15 protein-coding genes and 2 pseudogenes are annotated in these 21332 nt (G+C 67.9%); 10 read left to right on the forward strand and 7 right to left on the reverse strand.

Features of this window, described 5'->3' with window-relative positions:
- Positions 1-20 precede the first annotated feature (20 nt).
- A complete protein-coding gene (locus IE107_RS31765; RefSeq protein ID WP_308434271.1) occupies positions 21-1070 on the reverse strand; it encodes an extracellular solute-binding protein in 1050 nt (349 codons plus the stop codon).
- A gap of 20 nt (positions 1071-1090) precedes the next feature.
- Between IE107_RS31765 and IE107_RS31770 the strand changes: the two genes are divergently transcribed.
- Both IE107_RS31770 and IE107_RS31775 read left to right on the forward strand, forming a co-directional pair.
- The gene (locus IE107_RS31770) at positions 1091-1393 is read left to right on the forward strand and encodes a hypothetical protein (RefSeq protein WP_189547815.1); all 303 of its coding nucleotides are present in this window, start codon (positions 1091-1093) and stop codon (positions 1391-1393) included.
- 1026 nt (positions 1394-2419) lie between these two features.
- Complete coding sequence (locus IE107_RS31775) at positions 2420-3304, forward strand: cytochrome P450 (RefSeq protein WP_229867402.1); 885 nt, start codon at positions 2420-2422, stop codon at positions 3302-3304.
- A 156-nt stretch (positions 3305-3460) separates the two neighbouring features.
- Here the strand turns inward: IE107_RS31775 and IE107_RS31780 are convergent, their stop codons facing one another.
- The 3 genes from IE107_RS31780 to IE107_RS31790 form a co-directional block, all read right to left on the reverse strand.
- Positions 3461-4324, reverse strand: coding sequence for a hypothetical protein (locus tag IE107_RS31780; protein ID WP_229867403.1), 864 nt, complete (start codon positions 4322-4324; stop codon positions 3461-3463).
- A gap of 394 nt (positions 4325-4718) precedes the next feature.
- The gene (locus IE107_RS31785) at positions 4719-6383 is read right to left on the reverse strand and encodes an ADP-ribosyltransferase domain-containing protein (protein ID WP_189547816.1); all 1665 of its coding nucleotides are present in this window, start codon (positions 6381-6383) and stop codon (positions 4719-4721) included.
- 124 nt (positions 6384-6507) lie between these two features.
- Complete coding sequence (locus tag IE107_RS31790; protein WP_189547817.1) at positions 6508-7176, reverse strand: macro domain-containing protein; 669 nt, start codon at positions 7174-7176, stop codon at positions 6508-6510.
- Between the two features lie 860 nt (positions 7177-8036).
- On the opposite strand from IE107_RS31790, the pseudogene IE107_RS31795 reads away from it, so the two are divergent.
- The 3 genes and pseudogenes from IE107_RS31795 to IE107_RS31805 form a co-directional block, all read left to right on the forward strand.
- A pseudogene (locus IE107_RS31795) lies at positions 8037-8709 on the forward strand (phosphatidylglycerol lysyltransferase domain-containing protein); the annotation flags it as partial.
- A gap of 22 nt (positions 8710-8731) precedes the next feature.
- Entirely contained in the window at positions 8732-9454 is a 723-nt protein-coding gene (locus tag IE107_RS31800) for a hypothetical protein (RefSeq protein WP_189547818.1), read from the forward strand.
- Positions 9455-9647: 193 nt separating this feature from the next.
- Complete coding sequence (locus IE107_RS31805; RefSeq protein WP_189547819.1) at positions 9648-11288, forward strand: APC family permease; 1641 nt, start codon at positions 9648-9650, stop codon at positions 11286-11288.
- Between the two features lie 144 nt (positions 11289-11432).
- Here IE107_RS31805 and IE107_RS31810 read toward each other — a convergent pair whose 3' ends face one another.
- Positions 11433-12695, reverse strand: coding sequence for a ricin-type beta-trefoil lectin domain protein (locus tag IE107_RS31810; RefSeq protein ID WP_229867404.1), 1263 nt, complete (start codon positions 12693-12695; stop codon positions 11433-11435).
- Between the two features lie 318 nt (positions 12696-13013).
- On the opposite strand from IE107_RS31810, the gene IE107_RS31815 reads away from it, so the two are divergent.
- Together IE107_RS31815 and IE107_RS31820 are read left to right on the forward strand one after the other, a co-directional pair.
- Positions 13014-13295 carry a hypothetical protein gene (locus IE107_RS31815; RefSeq protein ID WP_229867405.1) on the forward strand — a complete coding sequence of 94 codons (282 nt, stop codon included), beginning with the start codon at positions 13014-13016 and terminating at the stop codon, positions 13293-13295.
- 261 nt (positions 13296-13556) lie between these two features.
- Positions 13557-13907 (forward strand): 5-carboxymethyl-2-hydroxymuconate Delta-isomerase, encoded by a 351-nt coding sequence (locus tag IE107_RS31820; protein ID WP_189547821.1) that lies wholly within the window; start codon positions 13557-13559, stop codon positions 13905-13907.
- 1174 nt (positions 13908-15081) lie between these two features.
- Here IE107_RS31820 and IE107_RS31825 read toward each other — a convergent pair.
- Positions 15082-15723 carry a hypothetical protein gene (locus IE107_RS31825; RefSeq protein WP_189547822.1) on the reverse strand — a complete coding sequence of 214 codons (642 nt, stop codon included), beginning with the start codon at positions 15721-15723 and terminating at the stop codon, positions 15082-15084.
- Between the two features lie 400 nt (positions 15724-16123).
- Between IE107_RS31825 and IE107_RS31830 the strand changes: the two genes are divergently transcribed.
- Positions 16124-17725 (forward strand): trypsin-like serine peptidase, encoded by a 1602-nt coding sequence (locus IE107_RS31830; protein WP_189547823.1) that lies wholly within the window; start codon positions 16124-16126, stop codon positions 17723-17725.
- A 68-nt stretch (positions 17726-17793) separates the two neighbouring features.
- On the opposite strand, the gene IE107_RS31835 is transcribed toward IE107_RS31830, so the two are convergent.
- On the reverse strand, positions 17794-19260 hold the full coding sequence (locus IE107_RS31835) for a M1 family metallopeptidase (protein WP_229867407.1): 1467 nt from the start codon (positions 19258-19260) through the stop codon (positions 17794-17796).
- A 205-nt stretch (positions 19261-19465) separates the two neighbouring features.
- Here IE107_RS31835 and cas2e point away from each other — a divergent pair.
- Positions 19466-19811 (forward strand): annotated as a pseudogene (gene cas2e / locus IE107_RS31840) (type I-E CRISPR-associated endoribonuclease Cas2e); the annotation flags it as partial.
- Between the two features lie 431 nt (positions 19812-20242).
- Positions 20243-21103 carry a hypothetical protein gene (locus IE107_RS31845; RefSeq protein WP_189547824.1) on the forward strand — a complete coding sequence of 287 codons (861 nt, stop codon included), beginning with the start codon at positions 20243-20245 and terminating at the stop codon, positions 21101-21103.
- The last annotated feature ends 229 nt before the right edge of the window (positions 21104-21332 follow it).

Genomic DNA, 21332 nt, shown 5'->3' on the forward strand with positions numbered 1-21332 from the left:
CCCCGCCACCAGGCCCGAGCTCACCGGGAGTGGACCGACATGAACAGGACGATCATCGGTACGGCGATCAGGGCGGAGCCGGCCATGACGCCGCCCCAATCGGTGGCGGAGGTCTCGCTGCTGAAGCTGCGCAGCCACAGCGGCAGCGTCGCGTGGTCGGTCTTCGTCATGACGATGAGGGCCAGGTTGTACTCGTTCCAGGTGTGCAGGAACGCGAAGACCGACGAGGTGATCAGCCCGGGTCCCAGCAGGGGCAGGGCGACACGGAAGAAAGCACCGACCCGGCTGCAGCCGTCGACCATGGCTGCTTCTTCCAGCTCCGCGGGAATGTTGTCGATGAAGCCGCGCAGCAACCACATCGTGAACGGCACGCTCCTGCCCAGACACAGCAGCGACAGGCCGGTGACGGTGCTGAGCAGATTCCAGTCGTCCAGCATTCGGAACTGAGAGATGAACAGCGCTTCAGCCGGCAGCATCTGCACGACGATCAGCAGCATGACCAGCGCGCCGCGGCCCTTGAAGCGGAACCGGCTGGCGGCCACCGCGGCCATGAACCCGAAGAGCACGGCGAGGACGACCACCACCGAGGTTACAGCGGCGCTCATTCGCAGCGACGACCACAGCTGCTGCAGCATGGCGAACCCGGCGTTGGCCTGGGGGGTGTCGAGCGTGCCCTTCCAGGTGCCGTCGGAGTTCCGCTTGGCGTAGTTGGCGCCGTGGGAGAAGATCCATGCCTCCATGAAGTGGTTGTCGGAGGCCGGCAGGTAGATGCCCTGGAAGTTCTTGCGCTTGTCGATGTTGGCCGCCTTCACCTTCTGCGCGGAACTGACCAGTTCGCCCAGCGTCCTGGGCTGAGCCACGTGCGCCTCTTCGAACAGGTCCTTGCGGTAGTAGATGACGCTCGCCCCGCCGTACAGCGGCAGCGCGTACTTCTTTCCGCCCGACGTGCCCGCCTTGACGAAGCTGGGGATCAACTTCTCGCCGCCGAGCTCCTGGTAGATGGGGCTCAGGTCGGCGAAGGCACCGATACTGGCGAAGGTCGACGACGTCGTGTTGCCGATCTCGACGATGTCACCGGCTCAGCCGGAGCATGCCCCATCAGCTCGCCATCCTGCTGCTCGGGTCGCCGTCCCGGGCCTTGCCGATCGTGTCCAACCTGACGCTCCGTCACCCGTTGGCTGTCCTTGGCGCCGAGGTGGTGCGGCTCGATCCCCTGATGTGTCTGCCGGAGGGGTTTCCCTTCGCCGTGCTGATCATCACCCACGGCGAAACCTCGGTGGCGTGCTTCGTGACGGACTCCTCCCTTCCCTGCCTGTCCACGCTCCCCCGGCGTTGGCACGACGCACTGAAGGATCTCCAGATGACCGGCCACAGCGCAGCGCCGAACAGGTAGACCTGCTCGGGCGCGGTATGCACCGCGGGCAGCCGATAGAGCGCTGGCAGATCGAGGGAACCGCTGGCGCGCAGGTCTGGTACCTGCGACGCCGGGCGCCCGTAACGGGTCGTCGAGGCGATGGTCAGCGTCATAGAGCCCGGCCCGCCGGAGGAATTCGATCAGATCACGGTCATCACGGGCGAGGTCCGGCACGGGAGGGCGGGCCCTGGGCCCGCTGGCTTCGTCTCCTGCGACTGCGGGAAGAGCGGAGACTTCTTGGACTCCCCCGGGCACAGCCATCGCGGTGTCCGTGGGGGGCCACGGGGCTGTCGGCTGCTTGGAGCCCGTGAGCGTATGCCGGTATCGAGCTGCTCCAGATGCATGTGATCCGGATGTGACATATATGGCATGTGTGGAAATATGAAACATATGGCGCTTGGGTGCTGACGAGAGTCGAGAGGAATGCACCATGATCACCAAGCTGCTCGGCAAGCTGTCCTTCACCCGCCACTACGGTGCGTACGGTGAACACGACTGGACATGACCGCACTGTCGGCGGGCTCCCCCGGGCGCCCGCCGGCTCACGGCCACGCTGCCGACGATATCGACCTGGACAGGGACGATCTCATGGGCCGAATGAATGAGCCGCCCCGGTTGCCCGGAGGCAGCTTCGCGGCCTGGAACCGCGACCGGCTGGCACTGGCGCGCCGAGGCGCCGAAGAGTGCGGGAACGTCTGGCAACTGGAGCCAAGTGTCTACGTAGCCGCTACGGCCGGGCCGTGTGAGGAAGTCTTGCACCGCGCACAAGACTTCCTCAAGGTACCCTCGCCTCTCTTCCCGCCGTTGAAGCGGTCGAGCGGGTCACAGACGCCCGAGCAGCGGGCGCACGCTCATGCCGCCCGCATGCGCGGACTACGCCCGCAGGCGGTTGCAGCCCGGATCGGTGAGATTGCGCCCGGGACCGCTCGATTTGCTGACCAATGGCCCACGGGCCAGGACGTCGAGATTCTTCCCCCGCTCCGGCACACCCTCGCAGAGATCGGCGTGCGCTACCTCTTCTCCGAAGACGCTCCCACCCTGCTGCCCTTTGCCCCACAGCTCTTCCTGGCCCGGGAGATGCTCGTACGCCCCTCCCGCTGGGTGTGGCCGCGCTGGATCCCCACACCGGCACGGCGGTTCCGCACACGGCAGCAAGTCGACTTCACCAACGCTTTGCGGTCCGTCGTCCGTCGGCGCCGTTCATCGGGCCACCTCGGTGACGACGTGCTGGGACAGATGCTCCGGCCCTCCTCCCGCTACGGTCCACTGCCGGAAGAGGCCATCCTCGACAGTCTCCCCGGAATCACCGTCGCCACCTTCGAGACACCTTCCCGGGCAGCCGGATGGATCCTGCTCCACCTGGCCCGGTACCCCCAGGCCGCGGGCCGCGTCGCAGCCGAAGCCGCCTTGCTGCCCGTAGACCCGGCCGCAACAACCAGGACCCACCTCGACAGCCTGCAATACACCCAGGCACTGGTACGCGAGGTGCTTCGACTGGACCCCCCAAGCTGGCTACTGACCCGGCGCGCCACGCGGCAGACTCAGCTCGCCGGCTACACCATCGACGCCGGGTCCACCGTTCTCGTCTGCCCCTACACCGCCCACCGCGACGCACGGGAACACTTCGAGCCGGACCAGTTCCGGCCCGAACGCTGGCTCGAGGATTCAGGCTTGCCGGCGAAACCCGAGGCCTTCCTCTCCTTCGGCACCGGGCCGCATGGCTGCGAGGGAGCCGCTCTGGCGATGGCGATGCTGACGCTCCTGACTGCGCAGACCGCCCGCTGCTATCACGTGAGCGAGCCACCCGGACCGGAACCCAGTTACCGGATCACCACCTTCGGAGGTCTCACAACTGTCGGCTTGCGCCTGCGTGCCACCTTGCGCGGCTGAGGGCAGTCCTGCTTTCAGTGACAGGGCCGCAAGCGCCCTTCCTCGGAGAAACCGAGCCGCCGAGCACACCAGAGCCTGCTCGAACTCGCGCCAGCATATGCCTCCGCCGACTCCGGGCCGCGTTCCGAAACGATCAGTTGGCGACGCGGAGATGACCTAGCGGCCGAGGGCCTGTCGCACGGTCAGGTGGTGGTACTTCCGCAGCCGGTACAGTTCCCAGCACGACAACACCGTCACCGACACCGGAGCGCCGAGCAGGAACACGATCCGGGCAAGGACGGGAACATCGGCGTTCTCGTCGTTGACCACGTCGAGGGCGGCCATCACCCACACCAGCAAGGTGGCGAGGATCGGCGGCAGCACCTCGTGGATGTCGGCGGTGCGGAACACATGCATGAGGCAGAGCGCGATCCCGTACAGGGCGAAGCCCAGCGACCAAGCGCAGAGGGTGATGAGGACGACCATGCCCGGGGTCCCGATGGCAGCGCGGAAGCCGACGGTCCCCGGATCGGGCGCGACGGCGAGGGGGAACGTGGCCATGGACGCCACCAGAGCCGCCACCGCCCCGAAGGCCTTCAGGGACCGACGCAGGTAGAGTCCGCGCAACGCGCCCTGCGCGGCGAACGCGAACAGGGCGATCACAAACGGGAAGGCGCACACGAGGACGAGTGTGCTGATCCAGCTCTGGTTGAACTTGTCGCCCGCGACGGTCTCGACGCCCTCGGCGGTGTCGACCGGCTTGTACGACATGACCAGCACGAGCCAGGCGGCAATGCCGAGCCCGGTCCGCCACATCTGGATCTTGCGCACCGTCAGGTCCTCGACAGCATCCGGGCGCGAGGGGCGGAAGGCCCGCTGGGCGGCGTAGAACGGGTTGTAGACGCACTTGAGGATCCGCTGCCCCCGCGTCAGCAGTGGTCGGGGCGGGCGCGGGAACGGCGGCTGCGGGCCACCGCCCTGCGGCTGAGGAGGGTACGGGCCCCAGTTCTGCGGATGCCCCGGGTACCCCTGCGGCGGCACCGGCGCGGGCTGCGGCGGGTAGGGTCCCGCGCCGGGACCGCCGGGGTACGGGTGGTGTCCGGCCCCGGGGTAGGGCTGATGGCCGGGACCTGGGCCACGCTGTCCACCCGGCCCGGGTCCGGGTCCTGGCCCGGGTCCACCCGTCGGACCCCAGTAACCATTTCCGTTCGTACTCATGCCGTGCGCCCCCCGATGTTTCGGTCTGTGCCGTGCGCGGCACGGCTCGAACCGCCCGCTCAGCGTGCGGCGTGATCCTACCCATCGCGGAGACCGAGAAGTGCACGTTCCGGGACCGGGCCGGGCACCGGTGGGTGGCGAGGTACGGCTCTTCCAGTCCGCTTCCACAGCACGGCTCAGGCCCGCCACGGGCGCTCGTATGCCCGGCCCGGGGACGTCACGACACCAGGCCGGTCCCCTCCAGCTCGGTCAGCCGCACGGTACACAGGCCCCCACGCTCGGCCTTCACTTCTGTCACCTTCAGCTGCGTTCCCGGCGCGAGGATGTACTCCTCCTCACCCGTGAACGCGGAGAACCGCCGGATCCCCACCGCCCGCGCGGGCGTCACCTCGAACAGCGTCCGGCGGCCACGCCCGCCGAGGAACGCGCGGGCCACACTCAGCTCGGAGGTGCACGACGACACGCCCCACCACGTCACCGTCCGCCCCACCGGGTACTGGGACCGCAGATCCAGCGCCACACCACGCCACAGCGGCCGCGTCTGCGCCGGCAACGCCTCCATCGCCGAGAACAGCAACCGCAGGTACGGCAGGTACGGCACCACGCGCTCGCGGTCCGACGAGCGCAGCACGGCGTTGATCTCGCGGTAGAAGCCCGACTCGCACGTGTACAGGTAGAGGGCCGAGATCGCGTCGGCCGACAAGGCACCCACGGCCTCCCCGGACAACCCGCCCGTGGACGCCGCCTTCGCGGCCTTCGTCTCCCCGAAACGGCTCGACAGATCGATATGCCGATCCAGATGCGCGAGCACCCGCGAGACCGGCTCCACCGCCTTCCGGAAGTCCATCAGCGGCGTGTCGAACACCCCGGTGACGGGCGGCAGGACGAGGCCCTCGTCCTTGACGCTGGTGAGCCGCTCCAGATACAGCTGGTGCAACTCCATCGTGGACGCGATGAATGCCCCCATCCGCTGCGCGACACCACCGTCCTCCGGCCCGCCGGCCCCGCCCGTCCCCTGGTCCCAGCCCTCGCTTGGCAGCCAGTCGACCGGCTCGGCCCCCACCGCCGCCAGGGCGTCGTTAACCTGGGCGAAGTGGTCGCCCTCGCAGAACAGATCCCCCTGCGCAGCCGGATTGGCGTGGTCCAGGTGACGGACCTGCACCCCTGGGTACTTCTTCTCCAGCCGCTGGACGACCCTCTTCAGACTCCGGGCGTGCGCGCCCCACCAGGCGAACACCACCCCCCGGTCGTCCTCCTCCACCGCGTCCTGCTTCGCCCGGAGGATCTCCTCGATGATCTGCTCGGCGACGGGGCGCCAGAACGCCGTGTGCCGATCGGTCGCCATCGCCCCGTCCGCGCTCGCCGTGAGGGACGCGTTCAGCAGCAGCACACCCTGGGTGAGCATCGCCTGGAACCACTCGGGAGGCTGAACCGTGTCCTCCTTCTTCAACAGGGCGCGGACGTCGGCGATCGGGGTCTTCTTGACGATGCCGTACTTCCACATCGCGGCCGCCTTGATGAGGCAGCGGATGCTGACGACCCGGCCGAACTGGCTGTCCTTCCAGTCGTTGAAGGTGTTGTCGAACATCGCGATGCCGGTCGCGCTCTCCGCCCGCGGATAGGGGTTCTGTCCGAAGACGACCACTTTCCACTTCTCCGGTGGATGCGGCTTCAATGCCTGGAACGTCAGCTCGCGCACCGGAACGACCTCCGGGCTGCGCTTCGGGCCGATGAAGCCGGCGGCTCCCGGCTGCGCCTCGATCACCGGTCCGAGCAGCGGCAGCCACGGCTCGCCGCCACCGGTGAACAGGCCGGCCAGTCCCAGTGGATCCCCGGCCGGGGAACCGGCATCGCCCGCGGTCGTCACGTCGACATCACTCACGAGGGTGGAACTCCCGATACTCGAACCGGACGCCTCCACGGGCGCCCCGGCATGCTGAACAGATGCGGCAGGGTCGTCGCCGGTGTCCGCGACCTGGGCGGCACCGGCCTGCGGGGTCTTCGGGTCAGTGACGAAAGGAAGGCCGCTGCGGCACGTTGATCCGGACCCGCCGTGCGGACCCCGCTCCCTCGATGTCGTCGAGCTGCCCCAGCACGGCGGCCCGCAACTCGTCGTAGTCCGCGAAACCGTGGTCGTGGAAGAGGGTGTAGCCCGTCCACATCAGGTTGGCGCACACCTTCGCGGGCACCTGCCCGGTCTGCGCGCCCATCCCGACGAGGGCCACCGACCGGATGCTGCCCGGCTTCGCCCGGTTCTGCAGATGTACCGCCTGGAAGGCGGCCGCACAGGCCAGGGCCACGTTCATCGTGTCGCTGACGTTCTGCGACGACTGGCGCATGGTGGGCGTCGAGATCAGGTACCGGGGCACATCCGCCCCGGACGGGACGCACACCGCGCTGCCCACCGGCAGCCGTCCGCCGAACCGGTCGCGGATCGCCCGCTGCACCCGCACCTGGATGCCCGCGCCGAGGTACCGCTTGACGACGGCGTCGACCCCACCGTCCATCCGGCCACGCTCGTTGGTGGGAGAGACCCAGGCGTCGGCGTCCACATCGAGAAGGGAACCCCGCCTGATCTCGACCTCCGGCGTATCCGCGAACGCGGACCGCCAGGCCGTCACCACCTCGTCGTTGACGTCGACCAGGACGACGCTCAACGCATGCCTGACATCCACGAATTCACCCCTCTCACCCCGTGATCTCGAACAATCCCGAAGCTATCGCGCACCACTGACAACGCCGTTCGACAGGGTTGTTCGAGCAGCGGAACGGGGGAAGGAGGAGCGGGAGCCGATGACGGGCGGTCAGGAACGCGCCGCCGGCGTGGCGACACCCGGCCCGAAGAGGTCGTCCAGTACCACCCGGCGCCCCGACTCGGCAAGCAGCAGGGAGAGTGCGGGGCCGGTCGCCTCCGAACGGGCGGGCTCCTGCCGTCGACGCGTCCGCGGGATGCTGTGCCCGACACGACCCGCCCACCGGCCTGCGAGCAGCTGACCGAAATACTCCGCGAAAGCCCTCGCTTCAACGCCTGCCTGAACAGCCCGCCCTCCCCCACCCAGGTCACCAGCCACGACCTCAGTGGCCCCCGCGGAGCCTTCCGCGACATCCTCGACGCATTCTTCGACAGCCCGCCCGGCCCTCGTACGCCCGCAGCACCTGAAGCGCTGGCCCCTCCCGCCAACTGTCCGGCCGCCGGATGATCCTGCTGACCCCGCTATTCCCGTTCCCGAAGGGCACGTCCCACGCTTCGGCGGAGTACACGGCGACAACTCAGTCGAGGTCAACATGCTCTGCAGTACTGGGATCCGGGCAGAAATAGACCAGAAAACCGGCGTTGCTGTCAGAAGTTTTTGACAGCCCGCGCGTGTCGGACACCGCCGTCCACGGCGCTCGACGCCAATGCATACGGCGTCCGCCGCCTCGGCCATCCGGTACGCGGCGTTGAACGGCGTCCAGGCCCACCCTGGCGAGTTCACCCGTTCACCGCACTCAGTGGAGCGCCTCCGAGGGCCCCGCAGCCCCTAGGGTCGATCGCATGGGGCGCGTCCGACGGATTCCGCAGCCCGGCGCGGATCGCAGCGAGTGGTCACGGCGCGGATACCTCTCAGCGGTCTGGTATCTGCGGGCCGTCGCCCCCATCAACTTCCTCGGCGCCGTGTGGGTGTATCTCGGAAACGACATCCAGCGGCACAACGACGACAAGTTCTTCACGCCCTATCTGCTGACTGCCGGATTCTTCTCCGGTGTGCTCTCCATGTTTTTGGCGATCACCATGCGGCGGCGCAAACGCGCCGCATGGATCCTCTTCGCCCTCCGCCACGGCAAGAGCGTCACCTGGTCGCCGCCGGGCAGGTCGGCCGTCGCCTACCGAGTGGTCGGCGGGGTCTCGCTGGCGTCCGGTGAACCGATCGGCGACCCGGAAGCGTGGCCTGGAGCGATCGACGCGACGAGGCGGGGTCGACATCGGCGAGTTCACGACGGAAGGCCGTTCCATGCAGAGTGTTCGCCAAGCACACCACCGTGTCGAGCACGCCGGGTACACGGTCCGTGTCAGCCGTCACGAGGACATGTCGGCGGACGAGATGGCCCAGATGATCGAGTTGGCCGCCGACTGGCGTAACGGAGCGACGGAGCTGGGATTCTCCATGAGACTGGGCCGTCTCGGCGATCCGCAAGATGGTCGCTGCATCTTGCTGGTCTGTCAGGACTGCCGAAGTGGCTACACCGCAGATGTCTGGAGAATCGCCGTTGACCACGGCAGCCTCGTTCGCCCGGCGCGAGTGGGGATCCCTCTACGTGACCGTGCGGACGGCCCTGGCCACCCGTGGGTGGCGGGCCGTCCCGCTCACGCTCGCCTCCGTCTGTCTCATCGCGCTCTGCCAGGTCCTCCAGGGCCAGAGCTGGGGATACGGCCTGGTCCAGGACATCGGCTTCGTCCGGGCCGAGGACCCTCTCTGGCTCGCCCTCCTCCGTACCCCGCTCTCGCTCTTCGTGCCCGCGCTCAGCCTGCCCGTCTGGGGCGCGATGGCGCAGGTGCTGGTCGTGTTCGGCGTCGCGGAGATCACTCTGGGCGGGCCCCGTACCTTCGTCATCGCCTATGTCTGCACCGTCGCCGGGACGCTCTACGCGCGGTTCGGCACCGCCATCGGACCCGAGGGACTCCTCGGGCTGCCGGCCTCGGACGCGCGGATCGTCGACACCGGGCCGTCGGTGGCGGTCACGGGGCTCGCGGTCTGCGTCTGTGTATGCATGGGGGCGTGGTTCACCGTGGCGCTGGTGGTCGTGGCGATGGTCGTCGAGCTGATCGTCAAGCCCAATCTGGCCAGCACGGAGCATCTCGTGGCGATCGGGGCCGCGTTGGTGCTGTGCGCACCAGCGGCCCTGCGGCACCGGCGCCCGTCCGACGGCGACGGTGGTGCAGGCGGGCCCGCGGTGACGCCGGCCGGGGATTGAAGCCCGCTGTTCGCAGGTGCCGGCGGGCCGGCCGTACCGCAGTGGCTCCATGTCTCCCGGCCCTCCGTTCGGAGCAACTCTCGCCGCGTCGGAGTGGCCGGGCCGGGCAGGTACCGGGATAGGGAGAGGATGCCGACGGACGTGCCGCAACGGCTGCGCGTCCCGTCGAAACCGGAGCGAGGTTGCCTGTCAGATGCCGACGCCGGCCGCACCTGAGCTGTCCCGGAAGCCGGGTCTGAGGCGAGACATCGGCCTGATCGGACTCATCTGGACCTCCCTGGGATCCATCATCGGCTCCGGCTGGTTGTTCGGCGCGCTGTTCGCGGCGCAGGTGGCCGGGACGGCCGCCCTTGCCTCCTGGGGGATCGGGGCCCTCGCAATCACCGTTCTGGCGTTCGTCCATGCGGAGCTGGGGGCCATGTACCCGGTCTCGGGCGGCACCGCACGCTTCCCTCACTACGCCTTCGGCAGCGTCGCCGGGGCCTCCTTCGGCTGGTTCTCCTGGCTCCAGGCCGTCGCCACGGCACCGATCGAGGTCATGGCATCGCTGAACTACCTCAGCATCCACGCCACCTGGGTACAGACGGGGAAGAACCAGCTGACCGCCGCCGGATACGGGCTGGCCGTCGCCTTCATGGCCTTCTTCGTCCTCGTCAACTTCTTCGGCATCCGCTGGCTCGCCCATACCAACAGCGTGGCCACATGGTGGAAGCTCGCCATCCCCCTGCTCACCATCGCAGTCCTGGCGGGGACCACCTTCCACGGAAGCAATTTCGGCCACCAGGGCTTCGCCCCGTTCGGCGTCGAGGGTGTGCTCTCCGCCGTCAGCACCAGCGGAATCATCTTCGCGCTCCTCGGATTCGAACAGGCCGACCAGTTGGCGGGGGAAAGCCGCAACCCGGCACGGGACATCCCGTGGGCGGTGATCGGCTCGATCCTCATCGGCGCGCTCATCTACTCGGCGCTCCAGGTGGTCTTCATCGGGGCCCTGCCACAGAGCTCCTTCACCCACGGCTGGGCCGATCTGACCTTCGCCGACAAGGCGGGGCCGTTCGCCGGTCTCGCTCTGTCCGCCGGGCTCGGCTGGCTCGCCGCGCTGATCTACATCGACGCGGTCGTCTCACCGACCGGCACCGGCCTGATCTACACCACCGCTGCCTCCCGGGTGTCGTACGGCCTCTCCCGCAACGGCTATGTGCCCGAGGTCTTCGAACGGACGACGGCGCGCGGGGTTCCCTGGTTCAGTCTGCTCTTCGCCTTCCTCGTCGGGCTCATCGTCTTCCTGCCCTTCCCCACCTGGCAGAAGCTGGTCGGTTTCGTCACCTCCGCGAGTGTGCTGATGTACGCGAGCGCGCCACTCGCTCTCGGGTGTCTGCGCAAACAGGACCCGGACCGGCACCGCCCGTACCGTCTGCCCGGCGGTCTGTTCTGGGCCCCCGCCGCCTTCATCGTCTCCAACCTGATCATCTACTGGGCCGGCTGGGACACCCTGTGGCGACTCGGCCTGGCGATCGTCCTCGGCTATCTGCTGCTGGGCGGCTCGGCACTGCTCAGGCTCAACCCGAGGGCCCCGCACCTGGACTGGCGGTCCGCCCAGTGGCTGCCGGTGTATCTGGTGGGGCTGGGCCTGATCTCCTGGCAGGGCGGCTACTGCAGCGGAGGACCGGCGTCGAAGGCGTCCTGTGGTGCGACCGGCGTCATTCCGCTGTGGTGGGACATGGCGATCATCGCCGCATTCAGCCTGCTGATCTACGCCTGGGCGCAGGCCGTCAGGCTCCCGGACGAGGCGGCCCAGGCGTACATCGGCCCGCTCGACGTACTGCCTGGCCACTGACGACGCCGGCTTTCGGGGAAGCCACACGTCCTGCTGCCGGGTCTCGGCACGGGGGTGGGCTTCGGCGTGGTCGAGGTCGCGGTGCGCCTGATCGACTCCCCGGGAGCACTGGTCCGGTCAGGCGCCGACCGAGGGCATGCGGGCTCAGCCGGTCCAGCGCCAGTAGAGCTCGGGCCGGGGCTGTGTGCCGCAGTCGGAGAGCTTCAGCTCGGGGTTCTGCCGGTCGCGGTCGTCCCAGCGGGCGGGGAGTTCACGGTCGTCCTGGAACAGACAGCGGTGGTCACTGCCCACGATCCGCCAGGCGTTACGTTTCCAGGTTGTGCTCTGCCACGGCTCACGGGTCCACCGCTGGCTCCCCCGACCGCCCTCGCACCGCTCAAGTCCGACGGCCGACGAGTTCGCGGTCAGACAGGAGTCGCGGTCGAGCCGTGGCCTGATCGTCCCGCCCTTCCTCATGTCCCACTTCTGCGCGGCTGATCCGTCACAGCTGCGGATGTCGGCCGTACCGGCATGCGTCGGCCCGGCGGTGGCATGGAGGCACTGTGACGGGTCCCTTCCGGTGAAGTACGTCGTCCGGCCGATGTCCCCGAGGATCTCTCCGGCGCGCGGGGGCCGGTGGGTCTGCTGATATTGCCGGTGGATCCAGAGGCTCCAGTCCTTCTGGAGCGGGCCTTCGTAGGCGGCGACGTTCGCGCACGTCCCGGTGGCCCGGCACTTCCGGCTGGCGAGATACCAGCGCGCCACCTCGTCCTTCTCGGCCACGGCTCCGGGCGTGAGATTCGGTGGGAGCGGCGACATGGTGTAGCCGAGGTAGGCCGACACGGGAACCCCGAGCGCATAGCCCACCCTGCGGAAGTACCGGGCGCCGACGCCGTGGTCGGCGTGGTCGACACCGCCGCCGAGCCCGAAGGCGAACGAGGCATTGTCGTGATCCATTGTCAGGACGCGCCCTGCCCGGCTCAGCCGGACCAGTGCGGACACCACCGCGAGCAGCCGGTCCTCCGTGTAGCTCGTGGTGCTCTGGAACGGCTCGATGCTCTTCTTGTTCCGGTCGAACAGCCTGAGCAGGCTGTTCGCCCCCTGGCCGTGTGGCAGTCCGTCGTGGAGGTCCAGGAACGTCAACCGCACATCGGTGTCCCTGGCATCGTCCGCCAGCCGGTAGGACCTGACCCGGACGCCGTCCGCCCGTACATCCGACCGTTCCCAACGGTTGGCCGCCTCCGCCATCTCCGCGTAGGCCGCCCGCACCCCGTACTCCCTGCGGTCCACGTACTCCAGCGCCTCGACCCGGTTCTTCTTGGCGTCGTCGCCGGCGGTCAGATACACCGTGTCGACCGGGCACCCGGCGCGGATGGTCTGTCTGATCTCCGGGTTCAGAAAGGCCAGGTCGTCATCAGGATGTGCCACGCCGACCAGGGTGCGACGGCACTGCCCCGGATCCTTCGAGTGCGCGGCCGGACGGGACGCCCCGGCCGTCGTGCCCGTCCCGGGAGCCGAATCACGCATAGCCGAGCAGGCGGACCCCAGCAGGGCGCAGAAGACCAGTGCCGCCGCAGTCGCCGACGTACGAAAGGAGCAGCCCGGGCGACACCTTCTCCAGCCCACCGAGGGCTCCTCTCGCCGCCGTCAATCCCCTGACGGAGGATCTTCCAGCGGACGGAGCGGAAGCAACCGACACGCCGTCGAGCAGCCCGGCGCCTGCGCCGGAACTCCGGTTTCAGCCACGTGCCGGAGATGCACCCCGACCCGGACGCCGCAGTGGGCCTCGCCGAAGCTCACCTTGAGCCTGCCGCGCCCAGCAGTGTCGAGGCCGCCCTCACCGACGCCGGACTCGCCGACCGGATCACCTTGACCAACCTGCGCCACGCACCGCGCGACACGCAGGGTGCACCACTGCTCGACGGGGTCCGGTTCCAGAGCTCCCATCCGAGCACCCCGGTCCCTGAGGCGTTCGATGCCGTACTCGCCGTCCCGACAGTTACCCGGGACCGCACAGTGCGCTTCTGACCAGCCTGAACCCGAGCTGGTGGGGCCTGCGTCCGCAGACCCCACCTGTCTACGGCTCAAAGAAGCGGATCCGGTACCGCCCGTACCGGACACGGGATACGCAACTCGCGCGGGTACAGCCGAACGGGTCCACCAGAACGTCACTGAAACTTCAACTCCCTTACTACAGTGCGGCCTGCGGGAGACGTGGCAGCGGCCGACTGAATCGCCCTCCATAGAGTGGGGGCCGATCACGTGATCCCATCCGAGGAGCTGTCTGCCATGCCGCAGATCACCGTCGACTACTCCGGCCTGCTCGACGCAGCCTTCGACCGCCCGGCCTTCGCGCTCGCCCTGCACCCGATCGTCGTCGACACCGCCGACGCCCGCCCGGAGGCCTGCAAGACCCGCTTTCGTCGGGTCGAGGACTTCACCGTCGGGACCGAGACCGAGGGCCATGCCGTCCTGCACGTCGAGATCGGCCTGCTCCACGGCCGCACCGACGCGACCAAGGCCCGCCTCGCGGCCGCAGTGCTCGCCCTGGTTGCCGCCCAGGTCAAGCCAGTCGCTGGCGTCGCTCTGCACGCCTCCGTCGAGATCCCCGACCTGGATGCGTCCTACCGAAAGAGCTGACACACGCGCTTTCCCGAACACAACGAACGAGCCGCCCGCCGGCTTCCCTGCCAGGGCGGGCCCCCGCCCCAGTGAGGATGTGCGCAGTGCCAGTCCGCACGGCCTCGCGTACTGACTGGCCTGCAGTAGCACGGCCAGGAGCCGAGCGATCAGAGCGAGCAGTACGAGCGCACCAAGCACGATCCCGGTGATCTGCGAGGTTCGTCTCTGGTGAATCCAGCAGCACCCGTAGATCCCCGGGGGTGCCGCGCTGCCGATGCCGGATCCGGCCAGACAATCGGTTTACCGTCAATCACTGGCAAACCCCCAGCAGTACGGCCGAGCCCCCACTACACAAGAAGACCGACGTCGCCCTCCGCCTCCACGCCCGAGGAGGCCCGGTCCGACGGGGAGGTCCAGCAGATTGCTGACGATCAACGTGGCAGTGCTGCTCGCGATCAACGTCATCCTCCGGCTGCGCCGCCGGACCGAGGCACGCAGCCGACCGGACGAGAGATTCACCGCGATTGCCGTCCTGTGCTACAAGTTCTGGCCTCCGAGCCGATCACTCCCGGTTCCCCGCTCCCGCTGCTGCTGACGCCCGACAGCGTCCTGGCCTCCCGGGCCGAGCGCATTGCCTCGGGGGCCACTGAGCCGGCTCCGGATGTCTCTGGACCGCGTCTGGATCCGGTCCAACGACTGATCGAACAGGGCGTGCCGACGGAGCTGACCGACCGAGCACGCCCGCCGCACGGGAGGACCACGCACAGCACTGAGCGCGGCGCACAAGCAGGGAAATCGCCCGACAGCGGGAGGAGTGGGCCTGCATTTCCGCAGAGTTGGAGCGACGCCGGCGCCTTCCGCTCGCGATGCGACAGGCCGAGGACGCGGTGCGGCAGCACCTGCATCTCCGTCTGCAGCAGTCTTCGCCGCCACATATGCCACCGCAGCCCGAAGCGCCCCACGTACAAGGGTCCCAGCAGCGCCCTCCAAACCGCGGCCAGTCGCTCAGGCCTCGATGCCGGTAACTTACGAGTTGGTGCTTCGGTATGCGTTTGACTCGCACAACGCCGCCGCGACACGGGCGAGCGTTTCCTCCGGGGTGGTGATCGAGTCCCCGCGCCGTTCGGTCCGGGCAGCGCGAAGACCGAGCCTGCCGGGATGCACGGATGCGGTGAGGGCGGCGTTTCGAGTGTCAGGACGGAACCTGGCGGCGGCGAAGGCGCAGCAGTACCCCGCCCACCACCAGTGTCGCCACGGCGCCCGACGCGATACCGATGGCCAGTCCGCCACCGAAGCCCGGCCCTTCGTTCGATGCCGCACTCTCGTCCTGACCCGACACCGTCACTTTCGAGCGCAGGACGATCGCGGGGTAGTCGCACACGTAATCGCGGTCCTTTTCCGTCACGCAGTCGGCGCTCTTGTGCCGCAGTGTGAATGTCACCGGATATGTTCCTGGCTTCACCGTCTTCTTGATCCGGCCCGCGCCCACCCAGGCGCTCTTGGTGTCACCGAGGGCGGTGTTGTCGGTCAGCGCCGGGCTTGAGACCTCAACTGCCGTCGGGTGCGGGTTGCCGGGGCGTTCCTTGACCGTCAGGTCCACTACCTCGCCAGGCGCCGCGGGGCCGCCCACGGAGCCGTACCCCTGCTTCGGGAAGGGGAGCTGATCGGCGTGGGCCGCTCCGGCCTGCCCGAGCAACATCAACGGCAAGGCAGTTGCGGCGAGTCCCCAGCGGATGGATGAACGTGTGAAGTCGATCATATGCGCTTCCCCGTGCCAGTAGTGGTCATACGATCTTGACTGACCTTGACGCAGCCACGCCAGACGGCATGGCATGCGTCTCTTTCCATGTGGGGGAACAACCATGAGATTACGCAGAGCGCTGGGCACTGCGGCGGGCGCCGCAGCACTCATGCTGCTGCCGGGCTTTCCGGCGATTGCCGCCCAAGGCGATCCGACTCCCTCGAAGAGCGCCACCCCGAGCACCCCGGCAGAGCAGTCCTCCGTTTCGCCGCCTGCCGTCCCGGAGCAGCCTTCTGTTCCGCCGGCCTCCGTCCTGCCGGAGGAATCTTCCGCTTCGCCGACCGTCGCCCCGGAGAAGCCGTCTTCCGTTCCGTCGCCCCCTGTCCCGGAGCAATGGTCTTCCGTTCCGCCGACCCCTGTCCCGGCAGGCGGGGACGACGACGCGCGCGGGTTCACGCCGGCTGACGCCGACGACTACTGGACCCCGGAGCGCATGCGGGCCGCGAAGCCCGTCAAGGAGCAGGAGGCCAAGCACTTTCCCGTTCCGACCAGGATGGATCGTGCCGCCAGCCGGCCGTTCGAAGGGCTGCCCGTCGTCGGCACCTTCTTCTGGAACGACGGCACCGAAACCGGCCGCTTCTGCGGTGGCACCGTCGTCAAGAGCCCCGGCAAGAACATCGTGATGAGCGCCGGTCACTGCTTCGACGACCAGGACGCGCGCAAGAACCTTGCGTTCGTCCCGCAGTACGACGACGGGAAGAAGCCGCATGGCTCCTTCACCGTCAAGCCTGGGCGTATCTACGTCGACAAGCGGTACCTGTCCAAGGGCCCGGACGCCGCGGCCGACCTCGACTTCAACTTCCTGCAGCTCGAACCGCGCGGCGGCAAGAATGTCGAGGACGTCGTCGGCGGTGCCGAGCTGATGATCAACGCCGGGTACAACCACGATCCCGTCCGTCTCATCGGATACCCGGCCAACCAGAAACGCCCGCTGGACTGCACGGACAAGACCGTCCGTTACGACAGCACCGACCCCAAGATCCCTGGCAGCTTCCTGCGCATCGCCTGTGACAAGTACTCGGGTGGTGCCTCCGGTGGCCCGTTCCTCATCAAGCGGGGCAGCGACTGGGGCGTCATCGGCGTCATCGGCGGCTGGAAGACGGGCGGCGACAAGGACGACATCTCCTACAGCTCTTACCTCGACGGCGACGCCAAGGCGCTGTACGACGACGCGGTCAACAACCGTCAGCCGGCGGGCCGTGGTGTCCTGGGCAAGGCCGAGACCTGGCAGCATGCCGACGTCATGACGGGTGGCTACTTCACTGACGGCAATCCGGGATCCTGGGACTACTCCGACCTGATCGTGCGCTGGTCCGACGGCGAGCTGACCCTGTACCGCGGTGCCGGGGAGGACGCCGACAATTTCGACAAGGAGATCCGTCTCGTCGCGCCCAACGGAACCTGGAAGCACGCCGCAACCATGGCCGCGGGCGACTTCACCGGGGCCGACCGCGACGACCTCATCGTCCGATGGACGGACGGCGAACTGACTCTCTATCCCGATGTCGACGAGAAGGGGCTCCACGGCGAGGTACAGCTGCAGAAGCCCAACGACCTGTGGAAGCACGCCATTTCCATCACCGGCGGTCGCTACACGACCAGCAACAAGTGGGCCGATGATCTCCTGGTCCGCTGGAGCGACGGTGAAGTCACCCTGTACACCGACGTCAACCGCGACGGTTTCCACGGCGAGAAGAAACTCGCCGCGCCCAACGGCACCTGGAAGCACGCATCGACGATCACGTCGGGCGACTTCACCGGCAACGACCAGCACGACCTCATCGTCCGATGGACGGACGGCGAACTGACCCTCTACAAGGACATCGACCAGAACGGTTTCCACGGCGAGATCCAGGTCAAGAAGCCCAACCGGCTCTGGACGCACGCCACCGTCCTGGGCGCCGGAGACTACTCGGACAACCGCCACCCGGACGACTTCCTGGTGCGGTGGTCCGACGGTGAGGTGTCCATGTACCCGGATGCCGACGAGACCGGCCTGAACCGCGAGATCACCCTGGTGTACCCGCCCGCGTAGGGCCTCCTGCCAACTGGAGAAGGGCTTTCCCCCGGGGGGAGAGCCCTTCTCTCGTCGGATCGCCCTCCTCACATCCGGGAGGGCTTCTTCTTGTCGAAGAGCCAGGTGTGGAAGAGCGCGGTCAAGTCCTTCCCGGACTTGCTCTCGCACAGGGCGATGAACTGCCGGGTGTCGGCATTGCCGTGCCGGTGCTGCCGGGTCCAGGTGCGAAGGATATCGAAGAAGGTCTCGTCGCCGACGGCCCTGCGCAGCTTGTGCACGACCATGGCACCGCGTCCATAGACGGGCGGGTCAAAGACGCGCCCTCCGCTGGGCGGATCCGCCGGCGGGAACGCCCAGATGCCCCCGCTCTCGGCGTCCGTGCCGTCGTAGAAGTCCTCGAAGATCTCCGTGGTGCTCCTGTTGCCCCGCCCCTCCTCCCAAAGCCACTCCGCGTAGGTGGCCAGACCCTCGCTGAGCCACATGTCCTTCCACTCGCGCGGGGTGACGGAGTTACCGAACCACTGGTGTGCCAGTTCGTGCACGAGCAGCGTCTCTTCGGGCGCCTCGCCGAAGTAGGGCTTGGTCTGGGTCTCCAGCGCGTAGTCGAGTCCGGGCAGGTGGTCGACGATGGCACCGGTCGAGGAGAAGGGGTAAGGACCGAAGCGTTTGCCGGCCCAGTCGACGATCTCGGGCACCAGGTCTGCGACATCGGCGGAGTCCTCGGCCTCGTCGGGGTCGATGGCGACGTAGACGGGCACGTCATCGTCCGTTCCACCCTGGTGGATCTCGAAGCAACCGACGGAGACGTGTGCGAGGTAGCTGGCCATGGGCTCCTCGGTGCGCCAGTGCCGGGTCACCGTTCTGCCCTTGTCCTCCTCCGTGATCAGCTCACCGTTGCTGATCACGTCGTAGGGGTCGCCGTCCTCGTCCTTGGGCACCGTGACCGTGGTGTCGTACGTTGCCTTGTCCGACGGGTGATGGTTGCCGGGGAACCAGGTCATGGAGCCGGACGGCTGACCCAGGGCCGTCGAGCCGTCGTCGGTCTCTATCCAGCCCTCCATGCCTCCGTCGCCGTCCTTGAGCGTTCGCGGTGTGCCGTCGTAGGTGACGACTGTCTTGAAGACTTCGCGGTTCCTCACCGTCTTCGCCGGTGTCACGAGCATCTCGTCCCCCGAGCAAGCGACTTTGGCCCTGGCTCCTTGCACTGTGGTGGTGCGTACCCGCAGCCCTGACAGGTCGAGGTTGAAGCGGCTCAGGTCCTCGGTGGCCCGCGCTGTGATGACCGCCGTGCCCTTCAGGTGGTTGGTCTCGGGCACGTAATCCAGCGTCAGCCCGTAGTGCACCACGTCATAGCCACCATTGCCGAGCGCTGGGAACAGACGATCCCCGACTCCGGCCGTTCCGGGCTTTCCGACGACGGCTCCGCTTCCCGGTGCGGAGCCGGTGCAGGACGTCGTCACGGCCAGGAGGAGTGCTGTGGCCGGAGCCCAGCCGGACAGACGGCCCGGGACCGCCGACCGGGACCGGCTGCCCTTCGCCATATGCGGTTTCATCTCATGTCTCCCATCGATCGCAGGACGCGAGACGTCAGAAAGCCGACATCGTCCATTGGTTGCCTCAAGACGGGCAAAAATTCTCTACGCGCACCAGGATGTCGTCATGCTCCTGAGCGACGGCGGCCACGAGGTCCCGGCCGGTCGCAACTACGGGGGGCAGGGACGAGGACACGGACGGTGGCGAGGACGAGGCGAGGCTCTGGTGACCGTCATCGTCTTCACCAACTCCCCCGCCGACCTGAGCGGGTTCCTCACCTGCTGGCTGCGCGAGGTCTCCGCCGGTGTCTTCATCGACCCGTCGGCGAGAATCCGCGACGTGCTGCAGGACGAAGCACAGCAGTACGCGGACCAGGGTCGCGCTCTGCGCGCCCATAGACGAACGACGAACAAGGCTTCACCTTCCGGACCCACGAACACAACTGGCACCCCGTCGACCACGAGGGCCTGACACTGATCCGCCGCCCGAATGCCGTGGCGCCACCGCCCGCGGTGGCGACGTCCCTAAGACAGGCTGGAGCAAGGCTTCCAAACAGCCCCGCTTCGGAAGGGCATGTGCCAGTCATGCACTGTTCTGTTGGTTTGCGGAGTCCGTGAAAGTGCTCCAGAACGGCCCACGCCCGCGCTAAAACCGCAGGTCGTGGAACTGCTTTCCGCGCCCGTGGGGATGGTCCCAGGTCAGAGTCGACCTGGGCTCGCCTCGCCGGCTGTGATGGTCCATTGGCGTCCGCTACGGAAGGGGCACCGGCACAATGCGAACATGACTGGATGCCAGGCTGGGCTGTGCGGCTGCATCCCGGATGCCCTCTGTCGGCCGTCGGACGGAAACGGCTAGCCCGTCCGAGCGGACATCCCTTTCCATCTCCTAACTGCCGTGCGTCGACGGGGGCATCATCAACACCGCTCCCCGAGATACGGTGCCGCTGCCTTCGGTGCCGGGAGCACCCTGCGAACCCGGGACTTCTGAAGGAGCTACCTGTTCATGTTCATCCGTAAGCCCTCGGCGCTCGTCGCGCAGGCAGTCTGCGCCGGAGCCATCGCGACGGTCATCGGTACCGCCACTCCCGCATCGGCGCAGACGAACGTCCCATGCAGTGCGAGTGCCCTATTCACTGCCATCGCCAACGCCAACACCTCAGGGGGCGGAAGCCTGGTGCTGGCGCCGGGCTGCACCTATAGGCTCTCCTCGCCACTGCCGGACATCACCAGCACCATCGCCATCAACGCCCGGCACAGCACCATCACCCGTGTGTCCACGACCAGCTTCGGCATTCTCTCCGTCAGCCCCAGTGGCAACCTCGCGCTCACGGACGCCACCATCACCAACGGCGACGCGCCGGACTTCGGCGGCGGCATCGCCAATCGCGGCACGCTGACCGTGACCGACAGCGCCATCCGCAACAACCACGCCAACTTCTCGGGCGGAATCGGCGGCGGATCGGGTACCACCACCCGGATCGTGAGAACCTCCATCATGGGTAACACCGCCAACGTGAACGGTGGCGGCGTCGCCAACGACGGAAACATGACCATCTCCAACAGCCGCATCATCGACAACACGGCTGGCGGCGCCGGAGGTGGCGCGGCCAACGACGGCACTCTGCGAATCGTCGACACCAACGTCAACGAGAACAGCGCCGGACGGGCCGGAGGTGTTGCCAACTTCGGAGGCGGCACGACGAGCATCACGTCCAGCAACGTCAACAGCAACGCGGCCCTCGTCGCCCCCGGCGGCGTCCTCAACGCCGGCGGCGTCGTCACCCTGCAATCCTCCCGCGTCAAGGGCAACCAGCCCACCAACTGCGCCGGCAGCGACATCCCCGTCCCGAACTGCGTCGGCTGAAACAGCAGAGACCCCGCCCACCGATGGGATGCGTCAGAGGCCCCGGATCTCTCCGGGGCCTCTGATCCGTGTCATGACCTCCACCAGCACGCAGACGATCGCGGCGAACAGCGTCTCATCAGCTCCACCTTCTTGCTGGGCCTGCCCCAGCCATTCGTTGAGGCACCCACGGGAGCTGGGTGTGGCTTTCATCAGGCTGCCGCTCGTGGCTTGAGACGCTTGGCCGCCC

Origin of the sequence: Streptomyces gelaticus (assembly GCF_014649535.1) — a bacterium.
Classification (GTDB): Bacteria; Actinomycetota; Actinomycetes; order Streptomycetales; family Streptomycetaceae; genus Streptomyces; species Streptomyces gelaticus.